At 37.0% G+C, this 22,853-nt stretch carries 10 protein-coding genes and 1 pseudogene; 5 read left to right on the top strand and 6 right to left on the bottom strand.

Features of this window, described 5'->3' with window-relative positions:
* Window positions 1–1,267: 1,267 nt before the first annotated feature.
* The 3 genes from dapE to ACFILD_RS06380 form a co-directional block, all read right to left on the bottom strand.
* Window positions 1,268–2,440: a succinyl-diaminopimelate desuccinylase gene (gene dapE / locus ACFILD_RS06390; RefSeq protein ID WP_375637237.1), complete on the bottom strand. Its 1,173-nt coding sequence runs from the start codon at window positions 2,438–2,440 to the stop codon at window positions 1,268–1,270.
* Window positions 2,441–2,662: 222 nt separating this feature from the next.
* A complete protein-coding gene (locus tag ACFILD_RS06385; RefSeq protein ID WP_273790220.1) occupies window positions 2,663–3,409 on the bottom strand; it encodes a M48 family metallopeptidase in 747 nt (248 codons plus the stop codon).
* 31 nt (window positions 3,410–3,440) lie between these two features.
* Window positions 3,441–4,220: an alpha/beta hydrolase gene (locus tag ACFILD_RS06380; RefSeq protein ID WP_375630579.1), complete on the bottom strand. Its 780-nt coding sequence runs from the start codon at window positions 4,218–4,220 to the stop codon at window positions 3,441–3,443.
* Window positions 4,221–4,415: 195 nt separating this feature from the next.
* Here ACFILD_RS06380 and infC point away from each other — a divergent pair, with 195 nt between their 5' ends.
* Entirely contained in the window at window positions 4,416–4,934 is a 519-nt protein-coding gene (gene infC / locus ACFILD_RS06375) for a translation initiation factor IF-3 (protein ID WP_273790218.1), read from the top strand.
* Between the two features lie 595 nt (window positions 4,935–5,529).
* On the top strand, window positions 5,530–7,296 hold the full coding sequence (locus ACFILD_RS06370; protein ID WP_273790216.1) for an ABC transporter ATP-binding protein: 1,767 nt from the start codon (window positions 5,530–5,532) through the stop codon (window positions 7,294–7,296).
* Window positions 7,297–8,734: 1,438 nt separating this feature from the next.
* Here the strand turns inward: ACFILD_RS06370 and ACFILD_RS06365 are convergent.
* A pseudogene (locus ACFILD_RS06365) lies at window positions 8,735–13,394 on the bottom strand (translocation/assembly module TamB domain-containing protein).
* A complete protein-coding gene (locus ACFILD_RS06360) occupies window positions 13,394–15,358 on the bottom strand; it encodes an autotransporter assembly complex family protein (RefSeq protein WP_375657975.1) in 1,965 nt (654 codons plus the stop codon). Before ACFILD_RS06360 ends, ACFILD_RS06365 begins: the two are co-directional and overlap by 1 nt.
* A 407-nt stretch (window positions 15,359–15,765) precedes the next feature.
* Between ACFILD_RS06360 and ACFILD_RS06355 the strand changes: the two genes are divergently transcribed.
* Entirely contained in the window at window positions 15,766–17,298 is a 1,533-nt protein-coding gene (locus ACFILD_RS06355) for a YifB family Mg chelatase-like AAA ATPase (RefSeq protein WP_375630585.1), read from the top strand.
* Window positions 17,299–17,309: 11 nt separating this feature from the next.
* Here ACFILD_RS06355 and ACFILD_RS06350 read toward each other — a convergent pair whose 3' ends face one another.
* Complete coding sequence (locus ACFILD_RS06350; protein WP_273790212.1) at window positions 17,310–18,215, bottom strand: transporter substrate-binding domain-containing protein; 906 nt, start codon at window positions 18,213–18,215, stop codon at window positions 17,310–17,312.
* Between the two features lie 1,304 nt (window positions 18,216–19,519).
* On the opposite strand from ACFILD_RS06350, the gene gyrB reads away from it, so the two are divergent.
* Window positions 19,520–21,952, top strand: coding sequence for a DNA topoisomerase (ATP-hydrolyzing) subunit B (gene gyrB / locus ACFILD_RS06345; protein ID WP_273790211.1), 2,433 nt, complete (start codon window positions 19,520–19,522; stop codon window positions 21,950–21,952).
* Window positions 21,953–22,070: 118 nt separating this feature from the next.
* A complete protein-coding gene (gene ubiE / locus ACFILD_RS06340) occupies window positions 22,071–22,853 on the top strand; it encodes a bifunctional demethylmenaquinone methyltransferase/2-methoxy-6-polyprenyl-1,4-benzoquinol methylase UbiE (RefSeq protein WP_273790210.1) in 783 nt (260 codons plus the stop codon).

The raw sequence follows: 22,853 nt of genomic DNA, 5'->3' as shown, positions 1-22,853 counted from the left end.
AAATGTGACAAACATTGAGAAAATTTCTCTAAAACAAATACGTGAATGCATAACACGATAATGTATTTTTTCTTTATGAAATCGTGGCACCATTAAAAGAACCATAGAAATAAGCATGAAGCCATGCATCAATTTCTGATTATTTAAAAAGATCTTACTCTATTTACTTTTGAAAACCGTAAAGCCGAATAAAAAAGAAAGTAAAAAAGCACGCTGATTTTCACCTTTATACCTTTATATTTTTCCTCAATGAAATTGTATGTCTGTTTCAGAGATTATAAAAAATAGATATACGCAATACTTTTATCCTATTCTGGCATGTAAAAGCGGTTATCGCAAAAAGTACTGAACCAATATTTATTTGAGATACGCGGCTGTATGATTGGTATTGATTTATAGGTCACAGCAAAATCACGAGCTTTATTAAACAAATAATGCACTCAAATGGCAAATATACCCGATATGAATCGAGATTGCTTTGTTAGCGAGCGAAACGATGTTAATCCCATATGATCTTACTTGTATGCATAATACTTATGAGTATCTGTACGCGTCCTTTAAGGTTATTTTATTAAAAAATTGAGAATAATACTAGGACAATCCTTGGCTCAAGAAGTCAACGTGCTGCTACAAAAAATTCTGTGTATCTTTATCATAACCAAGATTAAAGCTGATTAAATAAGCTCACCTTCTATCTCGTAATGATTTTGCAACGGAAGTTCTTGGGGACAAAAAAAGCATGGCAAAATATATGAAATAAAACAAACTTAAAGCGCTTTTCCTATAGGCTTTATTCTAAGAGAGTCTAATTGGAACAAGAAGTACCTTTTATGAGAGTGCAGAAAACATATCAAAACATGAGCTGTGAATGAGCGCATTTATGTTGTACGAACTTTTTACAATAGCAGCATGTTTTTGTGTGTCTTTATGGCTTCAACCTGTCATCACACAATGATGATATAATATTCATTGTTTTCCATATATGATTGCGTGTGACTTCCTTTCTACACTTTAAAGAACGAATATTTTCAATCCAATATGGTCTAAACAGTTCTACTTCTTCAAGCAGGTCTCCCTTGGCTTTCCAATTATGTAATTCACTTAACTAAAAACTCTACAGGCAAGAATCCCAACTTAAGAATATTCATCACTTACTCTAAAACCACTTAATATATTAAGTCTTACGAGACTCATATCACCACACCTTAAATGTCAATATCTTATAGCTCAACAAGATAAAGGTATTTTTGAACCAAAAATCTTTTCTTTATGCAAAAAATTCAATAATAAAACGCTCATAAATAGCAGTAAGAGTTTCCACTGCATCAAGGGCCACACACTCATCTACCATATGCATCGTTTGCCCTGGTAAGCCAAATTCAATCACTGGGCAATAATCCTTAATAAATCGCGCATCTGAAGTACCACCAGAAGTGGAACATTCTGGTATATTCCCTGTTACACTTTTAATAGCATTGGATAAAGTTTGAATGAGTTTATCATTTTTGGTCAAAAAAACATCTCCTAAACTTGGAATCCATTCAAGCTGATAAGAGGGATATTGGTCACCATTGTTTTTTGATTGCACCAAAGCAAGACGCTTTTCAATTTCCTTCATCAGTGTTTCTTTTGTCCAAAGATCATTGTAGCGTATATTAAAATGAACTGTTGTCTGCGCTGGGATAACATTGACCGCTAAATTACCGGTATCGATGCTTGTTAGCTCTAGATTACTGGGTTGAAAATTCTCTGTCCCTTTATCTAAATCAGTTTGTGTCAATGCTTGAATAAGCTTACTTGCCAAAGGCAAGGGATTAGTAGCCCGCTCTGGAAAAGCAACATGACCTTGGCGACCTTTCACGGTAATGATACCAGAAATCGATCCGCGGCGACCGATTTTGATGACATCCCCAACAGTCTTTACACTTGTTGGTTCCCCCACAAGAGCCGCAGTCCATTTTTCGCCTTTTTTTTCTGCCCATTTGAGAAGTTTGACGGTACCATTAACAGCAGGTCCCTCTTCATCACCGGTAATCAAAAAACTTACCATTCCTTTAATGGATCGTTTCTCAAGAACTCGCGCTAGCGCCGCAATAAAACAAGCGATTCCGCCCTTCATATCAACAGCACCCCGCCCATATAATTTCCCCTGATCTATGACAGCTTCAAAAGGTGAATAAGTCCAATCTTCCAATGCACCTGGTGGTACGACATCTGTATGACCCGCAAACATAAGATGGGGTCCTTCATTTCCCATTTTTGCATAAAGATTTTCAACATTATCTGTATTTTTATCCGTAAAAATAGGGCGCTCGACGTGAAATCCCATTTTTTTCAAAAATTGTTCCAAAGTTGATAAAGCCCCCGCTTCATGAGGTGTAACAGAAGGACAACGGATAAGTCTCTTTAGTAGCTGAAGTGGATCTGTAAGAACAGGCATAAGGTCCCTTCCCATTTTTTATAAGTCATCGGAACTTAAGGTTATTACGCTGAATTACAAAAAAGATAAAGAAAAAACATTGAAGACACTCAGCAAACCAAGCAGGGGAGAACAATCGTGCTGAGAGCTTCAATGGCTTCCTCATTATAAATGAGCAAGCACACACACAACAAAACACTCAACAAAAAGTTCCGTTAAATGTTGCCTTCATTTGAAAGTTTTTTACGCCTCTAAATTATATGAATCAAAATTAATTGCTTGCAATCTATGGGCATTTTCCTTCAACCAAGCACGGTACGTTTTACTATCAGGACATAGCTCTTCACAAAGAGCCCAAAATCTTGGTCCGTGATTCATTTCAACAAGATGAGCAACCTCATGAGCAACAACATATTCCACAACTTCTTTTGGTGCCATAACAAGGCGCCAAGAAAAAGAAAGACGCTTATCTATTGAACAAGATCCCCAACGACTTCTCGTATCTTTATAACAAATTGATTTGACTTTACGCTCTACTTTATGGGCATAATGTGCCACCAAAGGTGTTATAATAAGTGCTGCTTGTTTTTTCAAAACGTCAGCAATGCGTCTTGGGAGGTATTCTAATTGACCATAAACAATAATTTTAGGTCCTTGCTCCGCATCTGCTGTAAGGATTTCTGTTACCCCACGCCCTTCTCTATGCTTTATGGTATGGGAAACACCTAATAAAGGAATCATTGCCCCCTCTTTGAGATAAGCATTTTCATGAGAGATTTGTAAACGAGCAAGACGTGCCTCAATCCAAGATCGATGCTTTTCAATAAAACTTTGAATCGTACAGAGACTTATCGCTGGTGGTGTTGTTACACAAATCTCTTGACTGCTGGCATCAATACGTAAGGTAAGACGGCGTGCATACTTATTTTCCCGCACCCGTACAGGTACAGAGCGATCAGAAAAAATAAAATGCTGTTTAGAAATGCTCATATATTTTTATCTTCATCAATAAATGTACCCCTTATTTTGCATTAATCTGATTAATAAAAGATCTCAATACTGTTTCAAGGCAATCTAAATCTTGTGGACGAGAAAAGCGATGATCAGCATCACGAACAAGTGTCAACGTTACATCATGGAGAGGTAAATGATCAAGTAAAGTCAATGTATGCTGATAGGGAATATCTTCATCTTCCATCCCTTGTAGAATATGGACTGGACACCCAACATCAATGCATCCTTTCATAACACAATTTTTGCGCCCATCTTCAATTAATTTTTTTGTAAAGGGCATTGGCTCTGTATCATCAACAGCAGGTCGTTCAATATAGCCTTTTTCTTCCAAAATCTTCCATTCTTCTGGGCCTAATTTGGGTTCCACCAATGTTTGTGTAAAATCAGGCGCTGGAGCAATCAATATCATGCCAGCAAGCTTCTTATTTTTCTGTGCTAGCATCATAGCAAGCCTTAGTGCAATCCACCCACCCATAGAGGAACCAATCAAAATTTGTGGACCCTCACAATAGGTTTCAAAAGTCGCTAAACTTTCCTTAACCCAACGCGAAATTGTTCCTTGAAAAAAATCACCTTCAGATTCTCCATGTCCAGAATAATCAAAACGTAAACAAGACAAATCATTCTTCTGAGCAAACTGATCAACTAACGTTGCCTTACTTCCCAACATATCGGATTGATAGCCAGGAAGCCAAACCAAACCTGGAGATTGGCGCCCCTTGCGATAGCGTACTGCAAGTGTGGTGTTCTCAAACGAAAAAAACTGACAAGGAATATGTTGATCCATGATTCTTTATCCTCCATAAAACAATTTCTTTAAATTAAGAGAAAACTTTTATAATCTAAATCATTCCAAAAAGTAATAAATCAAATAATGAAAATAACACGAATTATAGTTGTTTTTAGGTGCATAATTGTATATTAAATTAACTGTAGTTGAATCAAAATTTAAGGAGCATAAACCATTCGTAAACCGTTTAAAATGACACCTACCCAAAAAGACGGACCACGTTCAAATAAGGATATTCGGGTACCTCATGTTCAGCTTATCAATGATGAGGGACAACATCAGGGAGTTGTTGCGATACAAGAAGCTCTTGCTATGGCTGCAGATGCGGGACTTGATTTGGTTGAGATTGTACCAAATGCAGAGCCACCCGTATGTAAAATCATCGATTTGGGAAAATTAAAATATCAAACCCAAAAAAAAGCTGCTGAAACACGTAAGAAGCAAAAAGTCATCGAAATCAAAGAGATTAAGATGCGCCCAAATGTTGATGTCCATGATTATGGAGTCAAGCTCAAGGCTGTTCATCGCTTTATTGATCATGGTGATAAAGTAAAGATTACTTTGCGTTTTCGTGGTCGTGAGATGGCTCACCAAGATCTTGGATTAAAGCTTCTTCAGCGTGTGAAAGAAGATACAAGTGAAATTGCCAAAATCGAATTGGAGCCAAAGCTTGAAGGCCGGCAAATGATGATGGTGATAGCACCTAAATAGTTTTGCATTGGAATAATATTCGCATGCAACTCATTAGCATGGGCGTATGGTATTTTTAGAAGCACCACATAGAGTTTTTGTGGTGCTTTTAAGGTTTTATAAATGTGTATAAAGCCTTTTAAGAGTTTAATAATGCTTGATCGATTTATAAGAAGAATTCGTTATTTTGCATATTAAATGAGAAAGCTCAAACATCGTAAGGCCTTCTTATTTCAAGCACTCTTATCATGCAATGCGGCGAAATTGTTTGCTTACACATCACAAATGGAGATGATACATAAAAAATTATTAAAAAAGCAGAAATGTTTTTTGTGAGCCATTTCAAGTGCCAAAGGCTATCACAATACGGAAATTGGTAAATACAATAGTGAAACCCGCCGGTATCTTTTATTGAAAACTAAAAATAATGATGAACAACGAATTTTCGTTATACCTTTTACAGAAACTTTGCACTACATTCTTCACTCTCGCCGTCGTGAAATTGATATGATGAGCCTTGAAAGAAAAGACTATTTTTGTAAAAAAGATTAAGGGGCTTTTTAATTAAGAGTGTTTCAATCTTGCATAAAATAATGAGAGAATATAGAAGCACTTCATGGCTAAAAAACAAATTTCCTCTTTCGACAAACATCTTATTATCCGCCTTTTACGAGAAAATTTTCGTAAACATATGCGTTGGTACAGTGCGGCTATCTTCTCAATGATCATCATTTCTTGTACCACAGCAACCAGTGCATGGATTATGCGGGATGTTGTTAATCAGATTATTGATGCACAAAATTTTCCTATGATTGTTTTGATTTCTAGCTTCATTGCTTTTATCTTTATTCTCAAAGGAGTTGCAACTTTTTTCCAAACTTACTTTCTAAACAAAGCAGGCAACAGTATCATTGCTGAACAACAGCGTAAAATTTTTGCACGACTTATGGAACAAGGAGTCTCTTTTTATCATAATAATACTTCATCTGATCTTCTTGTTCGTGTAACTCATAATGCAACAGCCGTACGTAATATAATTGATACTATTATCACAACTTTTGTACGTGATTTGCTTTCCGTTAGTGGTCTGTTGCTTGTCATGTTCATTCAAAACTTTGTGTTAATCTCCATTACTTTAATCGTAGGACCACTAGCTTTTTTAGGCGTTCGAATGGCTTTAAAACGCGTTCGCAGCTTGATGGAAAAAGAGCTCCTTTCACTTGGTGAAATTATCAAAATCGTACAGGAAACGGCTGTTGGTATTCGAATCATCAAGGCCTTTTCACTAGAAGAAGTCATGAAAAAACGGATGGACAAAGCCATTTGTGATGTTGAAAAACAAACAAACAGTATTGCAACACTCGAAGCTATTACCAATCCAATTATGGAAACACTCACGGGTGTTGCCATTGCAGGTATTATTTGTTTTTCCGGTTATCTTGCAACCCAACGCGCAGGTGTTCAAGGTGAATTTATGTCCTTTATTGTTGCTTTACTTTTAGCTTATGAACCCGCAAAAAGACTAGCAAATGTACGTGTTAAAATTGAATCTGGCTTGGTCAATATCCGTACGATGTTTGAAATACTCGATTGTCCCCTTACAGTTGTAGAACATAAAGAAGCTAAAGATCTGAATAAAACGCAAGGAACTATTCGTTTCGAACATGTTTCTTTTGCATACACTAATAACAAAATGATATTGAAAGACATCAATCTAGAAATAGAAGCCGGAAAAATGACAGCATTGGTGGGACCATCCGGTTCGGGAAAATCAACCCTTATCAACCTTATTATGCGCCTCTATGACCCCACAAAAGGACGCATATTGATTAATGATCAAGACATTCGCTACACAACATTTCGCTCTCTGAGAAACCTGATGGCCTATGTAGGACAGGATACTTTTCTCTTTCAAGGAACTGTTAAATATAATATCGGGCTTGGAAAAGAAGGGGCTAGTGATGACGAAATTATCGAAGCAGCAAAAGCAGCAAATGCTCATGACTTTATTATGAGTTTGCCAAATGGTTATGATACACAGATAGGTGATAATGGCTGTAATCTTTCAGGGGGGCAAAAACAACGACTCGCTATCGCTAGAGCAATGATTCACGATAGTGAAATTCTGATTCTTGATGAAGCAACAAGTGCGCTCGATTCACACACCGAAGCACAAATTAATGAAGCCATTCACCACCTTACTAAAGGACGCACAACGATCATTATTGCTCATCGCCTTTCAACGATTGCTCGTGCTCATAAAATTGTGGTCATACAAAATGGACAACTAATTGAACAAGGTACTCAAAAAGAATTGCTAGCAAAAGAAAATGGGTTTTATAAAAAACTTCATAATATCCAGTTCAAAAAACATACCTCCTAATTTCTAGATCCTTAAATAAGATTTGAAATAAAAAATGGATAGAAGGTAATGCTCCATTTATAAAAAAAGACTTGTTATCAAGAAAAAGCATTACTTCAATCAAGAATTGGTAAAGAATTTATGGTTTATTGAAAATAAAATTCTTGGATTTAGATGAAAACTTTACTCGTTGTTTTGTTGAATGCAAAAGATAAGATGTAATTTGCTTATTGCAAACTTTCTTTATATTTATGATGAATCAATCAAAAGCGCTTGTTGTACGTCATAAGAGATATTGGTATATGCATAAAAACTCTTAAGATAAGCAATAAAAATACCTCTACACTTTCAAGTGAAAAGATTGTCAGCAACATAAAAAGCTGGAAAATAGAATGATAATGCCGGCTTATAGCTTTAGCAAATACTTATACCTTTATTAATAACGGTAGTGTAGATTTTATACCATTCATAAGAGGTACTGTATACCATTTCACAAGCAATCTTATGAAATAGACTCAAGCGCACATTGAGAAATGTTCCTTTAAAACAAGTACATAAACTTGCAACACAATAATGTTATATTTTGGAGTATTCTGTTTGGGGAGCTATTCGTTATAAGAAAAGTGATCTCATTCAAGACACAATAAACAAAAATCTAAAATAATAGGTAATTTTTATTATTAAAAAATATTGCTTTAAATGCGTTTGACAATAAAATTGGTATCTTATGAATTCTCTGCTTGCCTCATGCTTTTGACGGTCTTTAATGGAATCATGTCCTTCACGTAAAAACAGAATGCCATTGTGTTGCAAATTCACGTACTTGTTTTAAAGAGACCTCTCTCAAAGTCTTCCCTAAGCCCATTTCGCGATAACATTCGTGAATTGTATAACGATAAATCCATTAACCCCTCTATCTTTACGCTTATGGAGTAATAAACCGGCACCATTCACACTATTCTGCCAGTCCCTAATGTTGCGACAGCTCTTAGCTCTCGAGATGATTCATAAGAGGCATTTTTAGTCATTTCTTAATAGTTTTATCCACACAGGATTCCCCGCTTGTAGCATACAAGCCGAATGGTTTTGATTGATTCAATACGAAAGAGATTCGTACGATATTCAAAGTTCTAATTCAAGTTGAATAACAATAAATTATCTTTATAAATCAATATATTGCACACACTACATTCTTTAGGCAACAGCACGATATGGGCTTGAAAACAAGGTAAGGTATTTCTCTAAAATAAATATATAGCAGCAAAATAACATACTATCTTTCGTGAAGATTTTGTCCCTTTAGAGAATAGCATAACAAAAAATCGAATATTTCAGATATATCTCTTCACGCCTCAACAAAAAGCTTCTTCTTTTATAGGATTTCTAGTCTATGCCTCCTTCCTCAGATTTAGAAATGAAAGACAAAAAACGAAGAAATTGTTTTTTTAAAATTCAATCTTTAATAATCTCTTTCATAAAAGAGACCTATACTAGAATTTTGTTCATTTCCTATAGCACCTTTAGCTTTGAGATGACGCGAAATATCTAAATTAATTGTCCCTTTCGTCGTTCCATCAGACCCTGCTTCAAAGCCCAAATAAATATTATTGTGTATGTAGCGTCCAATACGTAAGCCTGTATTACCCTTCTCATTAACGATAACATCAAGATCATCAAGTCCAATTTTAGTTCGTAAAGTATTCAACAAAGATGTATTAGAAGCACCTGCAAGATCAGCCGCTGCTGCTGCAAGTTGAGCAATCTGAAATGGTGATAATTCATTAAGAGAGCGATTAAAAATCAAACGAGCCAAAATCTCATCCTGAGGCAAATTTGGTTGTGAAGAAAAATTAATATCAAGATTATCAACCGTCCCACTTACAGTTACAGTGACGCGAATATCACCACTGTTATTGTTGGTTACAAAATAAACCGTAGGATTAAGATTACCACTAAAACTCGCTTGTCCTTGATCAAAATTAAGACGTTGCGACAGGATATCAAAACGTCCACGAATCATTCTAAATTCACCAACTGGATGCACATCATTCAATGGACCTGCTAGATTAATGCGTCCTCCCAGTTCAGCATCTAAGCCTTTTCCGCGTACAAAAAATTGATTGCGTGCTGTAATACGCATATTTGATAGCACGACAGATGACGATTCTTGTGTAACTATACGGCTTTTGCTTTTGTTCGTGTTCTTAACATCAGCACGTTCAAGTGTTGTTTGAATCGATTTAGTTAAATTCTTATTTCTAACATCAAGAAACTTGGCACTTTTAAAATGATCAGGAACAAAAACTTCAGCTTTTTCAACGATGATATCACCACCAAGAACAAGATTATTTAAAAAATGACCTGTCATTGTCATCTCACCTGATAATGTTGCCAGAATCATAGAACCATCATTATAATTGGCATTATCAAGATGAAATATCAAATCTGTCTCTAGACTATTAGAGATACGACCTGAAGCAGAAATCCCCCCCCCCCTCAAACGAAGAAGCTGAAGCTTTCTCTATAAGGATATGATCACCTTTCAATTTGCCTTCAAGCTTTATATTATTCAATCCTACATTTGTTTGTGAATCAAAAAAGCTACCGTCGCCTATAGAAATATTTCCTAACAATTGTGGCTTTGATAACGCCCCATTAAGAGCTGTATCAATTCTTGCTGTACCCGTTATATGTGCACCACGCTTGGCTAATAAGAGATTAACAAAATCAAGAGGCATTATCCCTTTAACGTTTAATTTTGCCTCTGAACCATTAAGAGACACAGGCCCATGGATGGAAAGATCTAATCCTTTATCTCCAGTAGCTATCATATTTTCAATATGAAATGTCGATTTTTTATAAGAACCACGAGCATTTATATTGATTGACATCGGTCCTTTATGCGTCATAGCGGTTAAATTTTGACTAGAAAGCTCAAAATGAGCAGATGGATCCTTCATTGTTCCACCAATATCAACTTTACCTATCACTGTCCCATCAAGCGCTTGTCCTGCAATAAAACCATTCGCCAAACGTGCAGATAAATTTTGCAAATTAATATGAAAATCAAGCGCATTTTTCTCTAGAGATACATGCCCCTGAGCTTGTGCTTGTACTCCTTCTCCTGTTAAATTTGCATTCAAAGTAAGATTTTGATCTACAGTGTTCCCCGTAGCAGAAAGAGAAAAAGGCATAATTTTTTTATCTTGAAAAGCAACGGTTGTCAGTCCCTCACCTTTTATATCGTAAGTTATATTAGGTTTTTTTAAATGACCACGAATCATAACCTGCCCTGTTACACTCCCTGCTGCTCCAAGATCGGATTTCCACAGATTGACTAAAGCAGCAGGAAGCGCATTCATTGTAAGTTGCAAATTCATGGTATCTTGAATATTCCCTGCTAAGATGATGTTGCCTCCATTTATTGCAATTCCTAATTCATTGATTGTCATTCCATCTTTATCAAAAGCAATTATGGATGGCTTCGGCAATGTTGCATGAAAAGTATGTTGTTTTAAGTCCACAGTTTCAATTTGCACTTCTCGTTTTATACTTTCTGGAAGTTCCTCAACCATTAAACGACCAGAAAGCCGTGCATTGAGAGTATCATGCAACATCGCTTGGACAGTAAAAACCGTTTGTCCATTATTCCTATCAGCGTGAGCATTTAAACGATTGATCATTACCAAAGGTGTTTGAATATGTTCTGCATTGATAACTCCTTCAAACTGAGTCATGCCAAAAGGATCGAATATGTCAGCATCTATTGCCAATTTTTTTATTTTATTCTTGGAAAAATTCAAATGGTTAACATGCGCCTTCACATTGGTTTTTTGTCTGCCATTTTGTTCATCAAAAATAAAATCTCCTTTTACTTTTCCACTACCATCCTGCAAAAATAACGCTGAAAGTACGGAAATATCATCGGCATCAATATGCAGCGCTCCTTTCAAAAAACCGCCAAGTTGTTGAGAAAGATCACCCGTTATTTTTGCACTTCCCCCTCTAATATCGATATTTTTAAGTTTTCGAATTTTATGAGAATCTTCAAAAGAGGCCGATAAATGCAAAGGTTTCTTAGCAAAAATCCCTTCACCTTTTACCACCCCCGTTAAAGAAGTAATTGGTGCTGTATTATCTACAAATGCATCTATGTTAAGTGTTGTGTTTTGAAGTTTCTTCCCTACAATTAATGCTTCAGCAATATGGGCACGTGTATTTAGTTTTATATGGCTATTGCGCCCTCTCGCCGTACTTTGAATTGTAAGCGCACCGCTTATCTTTGGATCTAATTTGGACAAATCAGATATTTGAGCAGATAGATCCATTTTAGCGCTTTCATCTGAAAAATAACCATTAGCCTCTATGTTTGTATATTGATTTTTCAAATTAAAATGACGAAAAATGACACCCCTCGTATTTCGAGTAACACCACCTGAAAGAGTGATGTTTCCTTTGAATAAACGATCAAAAGACTGCATGCCTATTTTCATATCGTCAGCCATTCCTGATAATTGGAGATCAAAAATACCACTCAATAAACTGATCGTTCCTTTGGCTTTAATATCTGCACTACCAGAAAGTGATTGTTTACTGAACACTTCCAAAGGAGTTAATGTTTGAGCTTTTAAACCGAGATCGCCTTTAAAAACAAAATTCTCCATTGTCCCTTTTAACCAAGAAGAAAAACCCTGAGCCGTAACACTCAGATCATGAATCAAAATTGGTTTGTTCGAAACAATATCCGTATCTAAATGCACATGAACCGCTTGGCTTAAATTTTCTACTAACGCTCCCTTAATCTTTTTAACCCCTTGAAGCGTCCCTTTAACCTGAACACCAACATGACGAGAAGCTGCATTATCAAGATTTTCGCTTACTCCTCCCATATCAAAAATTGCATCGCGAATATAAATATTTTTATTGCTTAAATGATTTACAACCAACCGCCCACTCCAAGATTGTTGACCTTCGCGACCATAGTCAATGTTCAAAGCAAGAGTATTCGCAGATTTTGGCACGTCTGATATAGGTAAATGAACAGAATCCTTTTCGTTATCAAGAGCCATTTTTCCATCAACAAAAAGCCGTCGCAAAAATCCATCGGCGGTTATTTCAGCATTGGCTATAACGTTCATTGCTTTGTTCTGAATAACCATCTGATCAAGGTGTGTCACACCTTCTTTTGTTCTTCTTGCCTTTGCTTTTAATGTTATATTAGATTCGAAGAGACTACGATATTGAGAAGGTATTAAAGGGCTCAGTGTTCCCTCTAGTTTCGTAGAAAAACTCTGTCCTTCTGGAACACTTGCAAGAATAACATTACCATCTACAATAGAATGATGATCAGACTCTAAAGAAAGTTTGATAACCAAATCATCAAAAGTACCATCACCTTTCAGGACGAGATTTAATGCTGGACATTGTTCAATGTTAAAAATATTTGCCAAAATACCATTTTGTGGTTCGTTAGCAGAAATATCAATTTGAGCTGTACGATTACTATCAGATATCTTGGTGAGAACAGAAAAAGAACCCGGTGCATCTAAACGATGCGCCGCTATATCGACATCAAAATTACCACTAGCCAAGGTGAAATTGCCTTTTAAGGACATATCAGCAGAAAAACCAAAAAGATTCTGTTCAAATGTCACATGTTGAGCAGTAAGCGTATTGATAGAAAGAGCAAGCGGTAATTTTGGTAAAGAGAACTTACCCGTCTCAAGGGAAGAAACAAAAGAAGAATTGCCTTGCGGTTTGCGTAAGAATGTAACCTGTTCTGCCGAAAGCTGGTTAATATCCATCCGCCCTCTCAGCAATGCTAGACGATTCCAATCCATTTTAGCATTGGTAATTTTAAGCCAAACCCCTTTTTTATCACTGACAGTAATAGTATCAATTGATGTTTGAGAAGACAGTGTCCCTTGCATATTGTGTAAACGAACTTGACGATTAGGCGCTGAAAGCTTTCGTTCAATTAAAGAAACAAACCATGAGCGATCATCTGTTTTCATTTCGCTAGAGGGAAGAATGTCTCCTCTTTGCGCAAAAACAAAACCACCCACCCCAAAAAACAAAAATACAAAGAAGAAAGCTGATAAACGTACACCTTTTTTCATTAAAATGCTTGCCCTATACCCACATAAAAACCAATGCGAGGGTCACCCTTCTCTCTCTTTAAAGGAAAGGCTAAATCAACGCGTAAAGGACCAAGACCCGTCATATAACGTCCTCCTATACCGGCTCCCCATTTAATTTTTTGAGAAAAATCAAAATTCGCCTTTTCCCCTACTAAACCTCCATCAAGAAAACCGACAACCCCTATTTTATCATTTAAAGAAACACGCAATTCTGCCGATCCCTCAATAAGCGCCCGTCCACCAACAACCGCATCATTTTCTATTTTGATACCAATATTACGGTAAGCATAACCACGAACAGAGCCCCCACCACCAGCAAAAAAAAGCGTATTTGCGGGTACTTGTGCTGTATCATTCCCAAGAATTGTACCAAGCTTTGCCCGCGCAGCAACAACAAAACGATCCCCTTCATCCAACGCCCAATAAGAACGACCTTCTGCTGTTACTTTTGCAACAAAGTTGCTAAAACGCATCTCATAAAAAGGCTCAATGAAAACTTCACCATATAAACCTTTTGTTGCATTAAACTTATTATTACGACTATCGTAAATCAAGCCGCTAGGGAAACCGATTGTTGTAAAATTACGGCTCCCAAAATAGATATCACGTGAATAACCATTTGAAACTTCTACAGCAGCCTGTCCCGATAGATTACCATTGAAAATATGCGTAATACCTAATTTTCCTTTGATGGCTTTTGTCGTATAATTTTCTAAAACATCTTGTTGTATTTTTAATTCTGACCTGAGATCTGTATCTGGCGTGAGTACACCAGGCTTTATAAACGTGCCACCGAAAAGATAATCAAAATTTTTAAAATTATATGATTGCTTTTTATTGCTACCAACACCACTTATTTTTGTTTCAATTTTAAGAGTCTCTGCATGACCCAAAAGATTGTTATGCATCCAATAAGTCTCAAAACCAGCACCATCTAATGTTGAATAGCTACCGCCTACACCAAAACGACGCGGTTTACGTTCTTGTACAACAAGCATAAGCGGTAAACTACCATCTAGATTAATAGTATCAGCCTCACGTATATTGATAGCACGAAAAACACCAAGGCGCGCAAGACGTTCATTTGCCTTAGCTAACGCATCGGAATCGTATATCTGCCCTGGTTTCAATCCAGTCATCCACGCGATATAAGCTGAATCTACACGTGGTTTCTTACTTATATTACGCACACTTAAAGGACCATAATGAGCCTTTTGTCCAGGACCAACAACAATCCGTCCTTCAACACGCAATGTAGCATGATCAGCCACGACTTCACTCTTCATAATTTTAGCTTTAGCATAACCTTGTTGCCGCCATCCTTCTATCGCCCATTTTTCTGCTTTCAAAATGGTTTCAGATTTAGCAATAGCCCCAACTTTATAGCCCAATTCTTCAATTGTGGGCATTTTATGCGCTTTACGTTTTTCAAACGGAGCTACTTTATCAATATTGGCAATACTAAAAACATATTGTGGACCAGCATTAATTGTAATAACGATATTCGATTGTGTTGGAAGTTGAGTTACCGGACTTAAATCAGCGACTTCTAAGCCATTAATTTTAATACTAATAACACCACCATAGCGTCCATCAGCATAAAGAGCAGAAAGAATTGCTCGATAATCTGAACGCGCCTTGGCTAGCAAACCAGAAGAACTAGCGGATGCTTTCTCTTTATCAGCAACAAGAGAAGAAACAGATTTAACTATTTTTATACCTTCTAATGGCGCTCCTGGCGGTGCAATAACATCAACTTTATAAAATCTCTCTGTACTTTTGGCATAATGTGAAGGAGAATTTGTTTTCTTTTTACCAAAAAGAGGAATGCCGAAAAAATCAAATGCAGCAAGAGGCTGTGGAAAAGAAAAAGAAAAACACAAGCCTATAAAGACACAGCGCACAGTCCCTGATTTTAACAAAATTCTTGTCTGGTATACCATAAAATCAGATACCTTATAATACACTTTGCATCTACTACGCTTTAAATAATATAAAAATAAGAAAGGTAAATATAATTACTTTGCACATTTTACGCGTTTTATCACATCAAATAACACTCTGCGATACATAACGTCACCCTCCCCTTATATTTTCATAAAATTCTGCACTGTTGTATAACACGAACAGCCTCATTCTTTTTTTCTTAACATATTTATTTAGCTTATTATAAATGTTTTATTGCGTCCCATATTATCATGGTTAAATTTGTACAAATGACTTTCCATGAGAACGCTAAAAACTGCCCATGTATATAGATCTCTCTATAAAAAAAACCATAGAGATGCTTCTTGATTTTTATAAATAGATATGATTGTCTCTACCAAGTCTAAAGGGGGAAAATAAATAAATGATCGCACGTATTACAACTGTTGCTTTTCGCGGTCTAGAAGCAGTCCCTGTCGATGTACAGGTTATGATTTCGTCTGGTAAAATAGGAATGGCTATTGTTGGATTAGCTGATAAGGCAGTTGCAGAAAGCCGTGAACGTGTACAAGCAGCCCTCCACGCTTGTGGACTTTCTATGCCTACTAAACGAATTACGATTAATCTTGCACCAGCTGATTTGCCTAAAGAGGGATCGCATTATGATTTGCCAATCGCCGTAGGCTTAATGCTTGCTATGGGAATCCTCCCTCCTGAAGTAGCACAAGACTATATCATTTTAGGAGAATTATCACTGGATGGTTCACTTACCGCTGTTAATGGTGTTTTACCAGCCGCCATGACAGCTTTATCACTCGATAAAGGGCTGATTTGTCCCTTCCAATGTGGACCTGAAGCAGCATGGGCAAATGCAGAAATAAATATTCTTGCTCCAGAGACTCTGCTCACTATAGTCAACCATTTCAAAGGAACCCAAATTCAAAAACGTCCACAACCGCGCCAATATACTATCGAAACTGAACTTCCAGATCTTTGCGAAATCAAAGGACAAAAAACAGCCAAACGTGCCTTAGAAGTTTGTGCTGCTGGACGCCATAACCTTTTGTTTGTAGGCCCCCCTGGTGCTGGGAAATCTATGTTAGCGCAACGCTTACCTTCCATTTTGCCACCTCTTGATAGCCGTGAGCTTTTAGATGTCTCTCTGATTGCTTCTATTACAGGAGAAACGGTTCATAATACCATTTCACTTCATTGCCCCTTTCGTTCCCCACATCATTCTGCTTCCATGGCCGCAATGATTGGTGGGGGGCTTAAAGGACGACCGGGAGAGGTCTCCCTTGCCCATAATGGTGTGTTATTCCTTGATGAATTGCCTGAATTTTCTCCGCAGGTTCTTGATTCTCTTCGTCAACCTTTAGAAAGTGGGGAGTCAGTTATCGCCCGCGCTAATCACCATATTAGCTATCCTGCTCGCTTCCAACTCATTGCCGCAATGAATCCTTGCCGATGTGGTATGGCAGGCGAAAAAGACCATGTTTGCCCTAAAGGAATACGCTGTCAAATCGATTATCAGTCCCGTATTTCTGGTCCTCTGCTTGACCGAATTGATTTACGGATTGATGTCCCTGCTTTGACAGCTATGGACCTTATGCAACCAGAACAATCAGAAAAAAGCTGCGACGTTGCCAAACGCGTCGCACGATGCCGTACCATTCAAGCTAAACGTTTTTCAACAATGGGGTTTGATCATATTCGTACCAATGGCGATTGCCCTGCCAAAATTATAGAACAGATTGCCATTCCTGATAAAAGTGCGACCATACTCTTACGAGATGTGAGTGAAAAAATGCACCTCTCTGCACGCGCTTATCATCGCATTCTCAAAGTTGCACGCACAATTGCTGATCTTGACGGATCAGATACTCTTTCACGCTATCATCTCGCAGAAGCTATTTCCTATCGACTAGGCGCAGAAAGATTAACAGCCCTTAATTAAAAAACTATTCATCAATAAAAACTTATTGGAAAATAACGCAAATAAAGTTCTGTAAGTTTACCATCTTCTTCTAGTGATTTCAGCGCATAATTGAGTATATCAACCAATTTTTCATTCTTTTTTGCAACAGCAAGCTGCATTCCTTGCCCCAATAACTGTGGCGCCATATATGCCCCCCCAACAAAATGGCAGCAATCAACAGATTTTTGTTTTTTGAACCATAATGATAAAGCAAATCCATCATCAAAAATAAGGTCAATTTTACGCTCTTGTAACGCTTTATAGAGCTCTTCTCTCTTTTTAAATCCTTGCCATTTGGCTTTAGGAAAATAATGTTGAAAGAGTTTTTCGTGAACACTTTTAGACAAAACACCACTGGTTAAATGTATCAATTGATCGCTTATTGGCTCATCGAGATTTAAACGTCGAGAAGCAACAAATCGCGCTGGAAAACGTAAATATGACTTTGTAAAAACAAGATCTTGCTGGGTTTTACTTGTTTCTTTTAAACCCGCAATAATGACTTCCGCATCACCATTTTCAACATGTTCTACAAGCTCTTTCCAAGGAATCACTTCTACTTCACAAAGCTTCTCTAATTTTAATTTTGAACAAATAGCGCGCAATAAATCGATATTATAACCTGCAAGATGCCCCGTTTGATCAATAAAATTAAAAGGAGGAAAATCAAAAGTTGTTACAAAACGCAAACGAAAGATATCCGTTGTATCAGGTTGTACCAAGTGTTCATGCGAATCAAAAAAAGAAGGCAGCCTTTCAGCTTCTGCGTAAGAGGAAAATAGAACCCCCCCTGCTACAAATAAAATACGAATAAAAATATTGTATGGATTATTGAATAAAAGATACCGTAAACGCAATTGAAGATGTTTTACATATATAGATTTTTTTATTTTCAAAATCTCTCCCCCATTTTTCAAAACTAAGATGCAACTCTTCTTAACTATTATCTAACGCACTTCACCAAAATATCTGGCGTTTAATAAATAAAATTCTTGCTATTTTTTAAAACTGTTAAAAAATTTAACAGTTTTCATATATTTTTTTTGAAACCATTGAAAATGCTTAGATTTCTGATGTTAATTTTCCAAAATAAATATATAAAAGGTAATTTTAGAGAAAGGTGATTTAATTTTTTAAATATAAGAAATAAGCTGTATATACTTTAGTGGCACACTTTATTTTATCAAAATATCTCGCGTATCTTAAAATATTAAGACCATTTCCTTGCGTATCACAACTAGGGAAGTATATAGATACTATTGAAGAAAAGAGTAAAAATACCCCTCAAATGCCGAGGTTTTTCTCAACATTAAGGTTGCATCAACATTTAAGAGTTGAAAAATAAAATGATGATTCTGGTTTGTGCTTTATTGTCAAGATGGGAAAGGTGGGAGACATGAATCTTGTAGTATTCACAGGGTATTTTGCGCTATATTATTCAAACATCGTTGTAAAATGAGTTTGGAAACATTGAGAGATGTTCCTTAAAAAAGCGCGAGAATATCAGCGCAATGGTGCTTTGTTTTAAATGAGGGACGTAACCTCCATTACAGGAATGAGAAAAACATAAAGCGTAAGATAATGCGTCATCACCCTCATTATTCAAAAACATCACCGTAGACGTTTTTTAAAATTGTAAAGTTGAATATAAAAGATGATCGTGGAAACGTATTTTTATATTTACGCGTTTATATTTTCCTCAAATGAGGCTTTTTTCACATTTTAAAGATGACACAAACCAATATACACAATATTTTCGCCTCAATCTAACATACAAAAGTTTGAACTGCTTAGAGAGCTCGTAACCTTTGTTTTAAATATATGGTAGAATTAGGATTGAAAATTGATTTATGGATAAAACAAGTAAGACCTCTGTTAGAGTAACACAAAAATGCATAACTAATTTTAAAACATTACGCATATGCAAAAATAAACAAAGTAAATAGCATCGTTTTATGAAACAACTTTTTGTATAAGTCAAAAGTGTTTATTCGCCTTATATCACCGCCCTCGTGTTTTACAGCATAACAGTACACTATCATTTCATCATTCTCTCCATTATATATCGACAGATATTGAATCTAGATCTGATATACGGTAAATATTTAATGTGGTTATTCCATAAATAACTGATCAGAACATTGAGCTTTGAAAAAAGCGGATAAAATATTGTAAATTGAACACAGGAATGGACTAACTTATGAGTGATGAAATAACCTCACCAGTACAAAGCAATAACTATGATGCCGCTTCTATCAAAGTTCTCAAAGGTCTTGATGCTGTACGCAAACGTCCTGGTATGTATATCGGTGATACTGATGATGGATCGGGTTTACACCATATGGTCTATGAAGTTGTAGACAATGCTATTGATGAAACTCTAGCCGGTCATGCTACTCTTGTAAACGTCACGCTCCATGCTGATGGTTCTTGTTCTGTTCGTGATAATGGACGTGGAATTCCGACAGATATCCATCCAACAGAAGGTATTTCTGCAGCTGAAGTTATTATGACACAGCTTCATGCCGGCGGAAAGTTTGATCAAAACTCTTATAAAGTTTCAGGCGGATTACACGGTGTTGGTGTCTCTGTTGTGAATGCATTATCCGTTTGGCTTAAATTGCAAATCAAACGCAATGGTAAAATTCATGAAATATCATTTACCCACGGGGTAGCTGATGCTCCATTAAAAGTTATTGGCGATTGCGATAGAGAAAGTGGAACAGAAATCAGATTTTTACCAAGTTCTGAAACTTTTACTATGGTTGAGTTTGATTTTGAAACTTTGGAGCGCCGCTTACGGGAATTAGCCTTTCTAAATTCTGGGGTTTATATTCTTCTTGTTGACGAGCGTCATGCTGATATTAAATCAGTTGAATTGCATTATGAAGGTGGATTAACGGAGTTTGTCAAATATATTGACCAATCAAAAAAAGCCCTGCTTGATAATCCTATTTATATTGCAAGTGAAAAGGATGGTATGAGCGTTGATGTTGCCCTATGGTGGAATGATTCCTATCATGAGAAGGTCTTGTGTTTTACCAATAATATTCCTCAGCGTGACGGTGGAACTCATTTGATAGGTTTTAGAAGTGCCCTTACGCGCCAAATTAATGGCTATGCTGAATCTTCAGGTATTGCTAAAAAAGAAAAAGTGAACTTAACCGGTGATGACTGCCGTGAAGGATTAACAGCTATTCTTTCTGTCAAAGTTCCTGATCCAAAGTTTTCTTCACAAACAAAGGATAAGTTAGTCTCTTCTGAAGTGCGCCCTATTGTTGAAAATTTGGTCAATGAAGGTCTTTCAGTATGGCTGGAAGAACATCCTCATGAAGCAAAACTTCTCATTAGTAAAGTGGTAGAAGCTGCAACAGCACGTGAAGCAGCGCGCAAAGCACGTGAACTCACAAGACGAAAAGGGGCACTTGATATCACTTCTCTGCCAGGAAAGCTTGCCGATTGCCAAGAACGTGATCCTGCAAAATCAGAAATCTTTATTGTCGAGGGGGATTCGGCTGGCGGTTCAGCAAAAAGTGGGCGCTCACGTCAAAATCAAGCAATTTTACCCCTTCGTGGTAAAATCCTCAATGTTGAACGAGCACGTTTCGACCGCATGCTCTCATCTGATATGATTGGAACACTTATTACAGCTCTTGGAACGTCTATCGGTAAAGATGAATTTTCACCGGATAAATTACGTTATCATAAGATTATTATCATGACGGATGCGGACGTTGATGGAGCCCATATTCGAACTTTGCTGCTTACTTTCTTTTTTAGACAAATGCCTGAATTGATTGAACGTGGTCATCTTTATATTGCTCAGCCTCCTCTTTATAAAGTATCGCGTGGAAAATCTTCCCAATATATTAAAAATGAAGCAGCGTTTGAAGAATTCTTGATCGATACTGGATTAGAAGAAACAACGCTTGAGCTTTCAACGGGAGAAGTTCGTGCAGGGGCTGATTTGTATCAACTCGCTAAAGATGCTCGTATATTACGTCAACTTTTAAATGGTCTTCATACCCGTTATGATCGTAATATTGTTGAACAAGCAGCAATTGTTGGCGCTTTTAATCTTGAAGTCTTTGCATCACAAGAAAAAGCGCAAAAAATAGCAGATACTATAGCACACCGCCTTAATCTGATTGCTGATGATATGGAACAAGGTTGGAGTGGACAATATACAGCAGATGGAAGTTTATGTTTTGAGCGTATTTTGCGTGGTGTTAAAGATGTTGTTACGCTTGATGTGGGACTTATAAATTCAACTGATGCACGTCAAATTGATCGCATTTCCCAAAATTTTATCGACATATATCATCCTCCTGTTCTTTTACGTCGCAAAGATAAAACAGAGCGTATTTTTGGTCCTATGAGCCTCTTAGAAAGCATTTTTACAAACGGTAAAAAAGGTGTTACTCTTCAACGTTATAAAGGTCTTGGGGAAATGAATGCTGAACAACTTTGGGAAACAACGCTTGATCCCAATGCACGTTCTCTTTTACAAGTAAAAATTAATGATGCAACCGATGCAGATTCACTTTTTTCTCGTCTCATGGGTGATGAAGTTGAACCTAGACGTATTTTTATTCAAGACAATGCCTTAAACGTTGCCAATCTTGATATCTAAAGGTACTCTTCTGTTTTTGGCTGTGTAAATGTCGTAGTTTTATACGTTGTTTTTTCGTAGTTGAACATTCCCTCTCTATTTCATTTACGATAAAAGAAAAATAAGGAAGATCATATACATGGCAATTGAAACAGAACGTGTAGGAACCAAGGGTGGCATGGAGCACTCTTTTGGTTTTACAAGAGTAGATGAAACGCAAAAACAATCCATGGTGGATGGTGTGTTTCATTCTGTCGCTGAAAATTATGACAAGATGAATGATATCTTATCCTTAGGGCTACACCGTGTGTGGAAAAATTCCATGGTTGCTTGGCTTTCCCCACCAGCACTTTCTCATTGGAAAGTTCTTGATGTCGCTGGCGGTACAGGTGATATTGCTTTTCGTATTCTTAATGCTTCACGCCAAAAAGCCCATGCTACAGTACTTGATATTAATGGCTCAATGCTCAGCGTTGGCAAAAAACGCGCACAAAAAAATGGTCTTGCCCCTCTGATTGATTTTGTTGAAGCCAATGCAGAAAATCTACCTTTTGAAGATCAAAGCTTTGACGCTTACACGATTGCTTTTGGAATTCGCAATGTTCCTCATATTGATCAAGCTCTTAGAGAAGCTTTTCGTGTTTTAAAGCCCGGTGGACGTTTCTTATGTTTAGAATTTTCAAATGTCGAGATGCCTTGGCTCGATAAAATTTATGATCTTTGGTCTTTCCATGCTATCCCTACGCTGGGTCAATTTATCGCAAATGATGGCGATGCTTATCGTTATTTGGTTGAATCTATCCGCAAATTTCCTAAGCAAGATGATTTTGCCCATATGATCAAGCATGCGGGGTTTTCGCGGGTATCGTACCGCAATCTCACCGGTGCGATTGCAGCGCTGCATTCAGGTTGGAAAATTTAA

The organism is Bartonella sp. CL162QHHD (assembly GCF_042195435.1).
Lineage (GTDB): Bacteria > Pseudomonadota > Alphaproteobacteria > Rhizobiales > Rhizobiaceae > Bartonella.
This window is presented reverse-complemented; position numbering and strand designations above follow the sequence as displayed.

What these genes read in the sequence shown, in the direction of transcription:
- dapE (WP_375637237.1), bottom strand. Translation starts at nt 2,440, where the DNA reads ATGCCTGTTCTTACAGATCCACTTCAGCTACTAAAGAGACTTATCCGT.
- ACFILD_RS06385 (WP_273790220.1), bottom strand. Translation starts at nt 3,409, where the DNA reads ATGAGCATTTCTAAACAGCATTTTATTTTTTCTGATCGCTCTGTACCT.
- ACFILD_RS06380 (WP_375630579.1), bottom strand. Translation starts at nt 4,220, where the DNA reads ATGGATCAACATATTCCTTGTCAGTTTTTTTCGTTTGAGAACACCACA.
- infC (WP_273790218.1), top strand. Translation starts at nt 4,416, where the DNA reads ATGACACCTACCCAAAAAGACGGACCACGTTCAAATAAGGATATTCGG.
- ACFILD_RS06370 (WP_273790216.1), top strand. Translation starts at nt 5,530, where the DNA reads ATGGCTAAAAAACAAATTTCCTCTTTCGACAAACATCTTATTATCCGC.
- ACFILD_RS06360 (WP_375657975.1), bottom strand. Translation starts at nt 15,358, where the DNA reads ATGGTATACCAGACAAGAATTTTGTTAAAATCAGGGACTGTGCGCTGT.
- ACFILD_RS06355 (WP_375630585.1), top strand. Translation starts at nt 15,766, where the DNA reads ATGATCGCACGTATTACAACTGTTGCTTTTCGCGGTCTAGAAGCAGTC.
- gyrB (WP_273790211.1), top strand. Translation starts at nt 19,520, where the DNA reads ATGAGTGATGAAATAACCTCACCAGTACAAAGCAATAACTATGATGCC.
- ubiE (WP_273790210.1), top strand. Translation starts at nt 22,071, where the DNA reads ATGGCAATTGAAACAGAACGTGTAGGAACCAAGGGTGGCATGGAGCAC.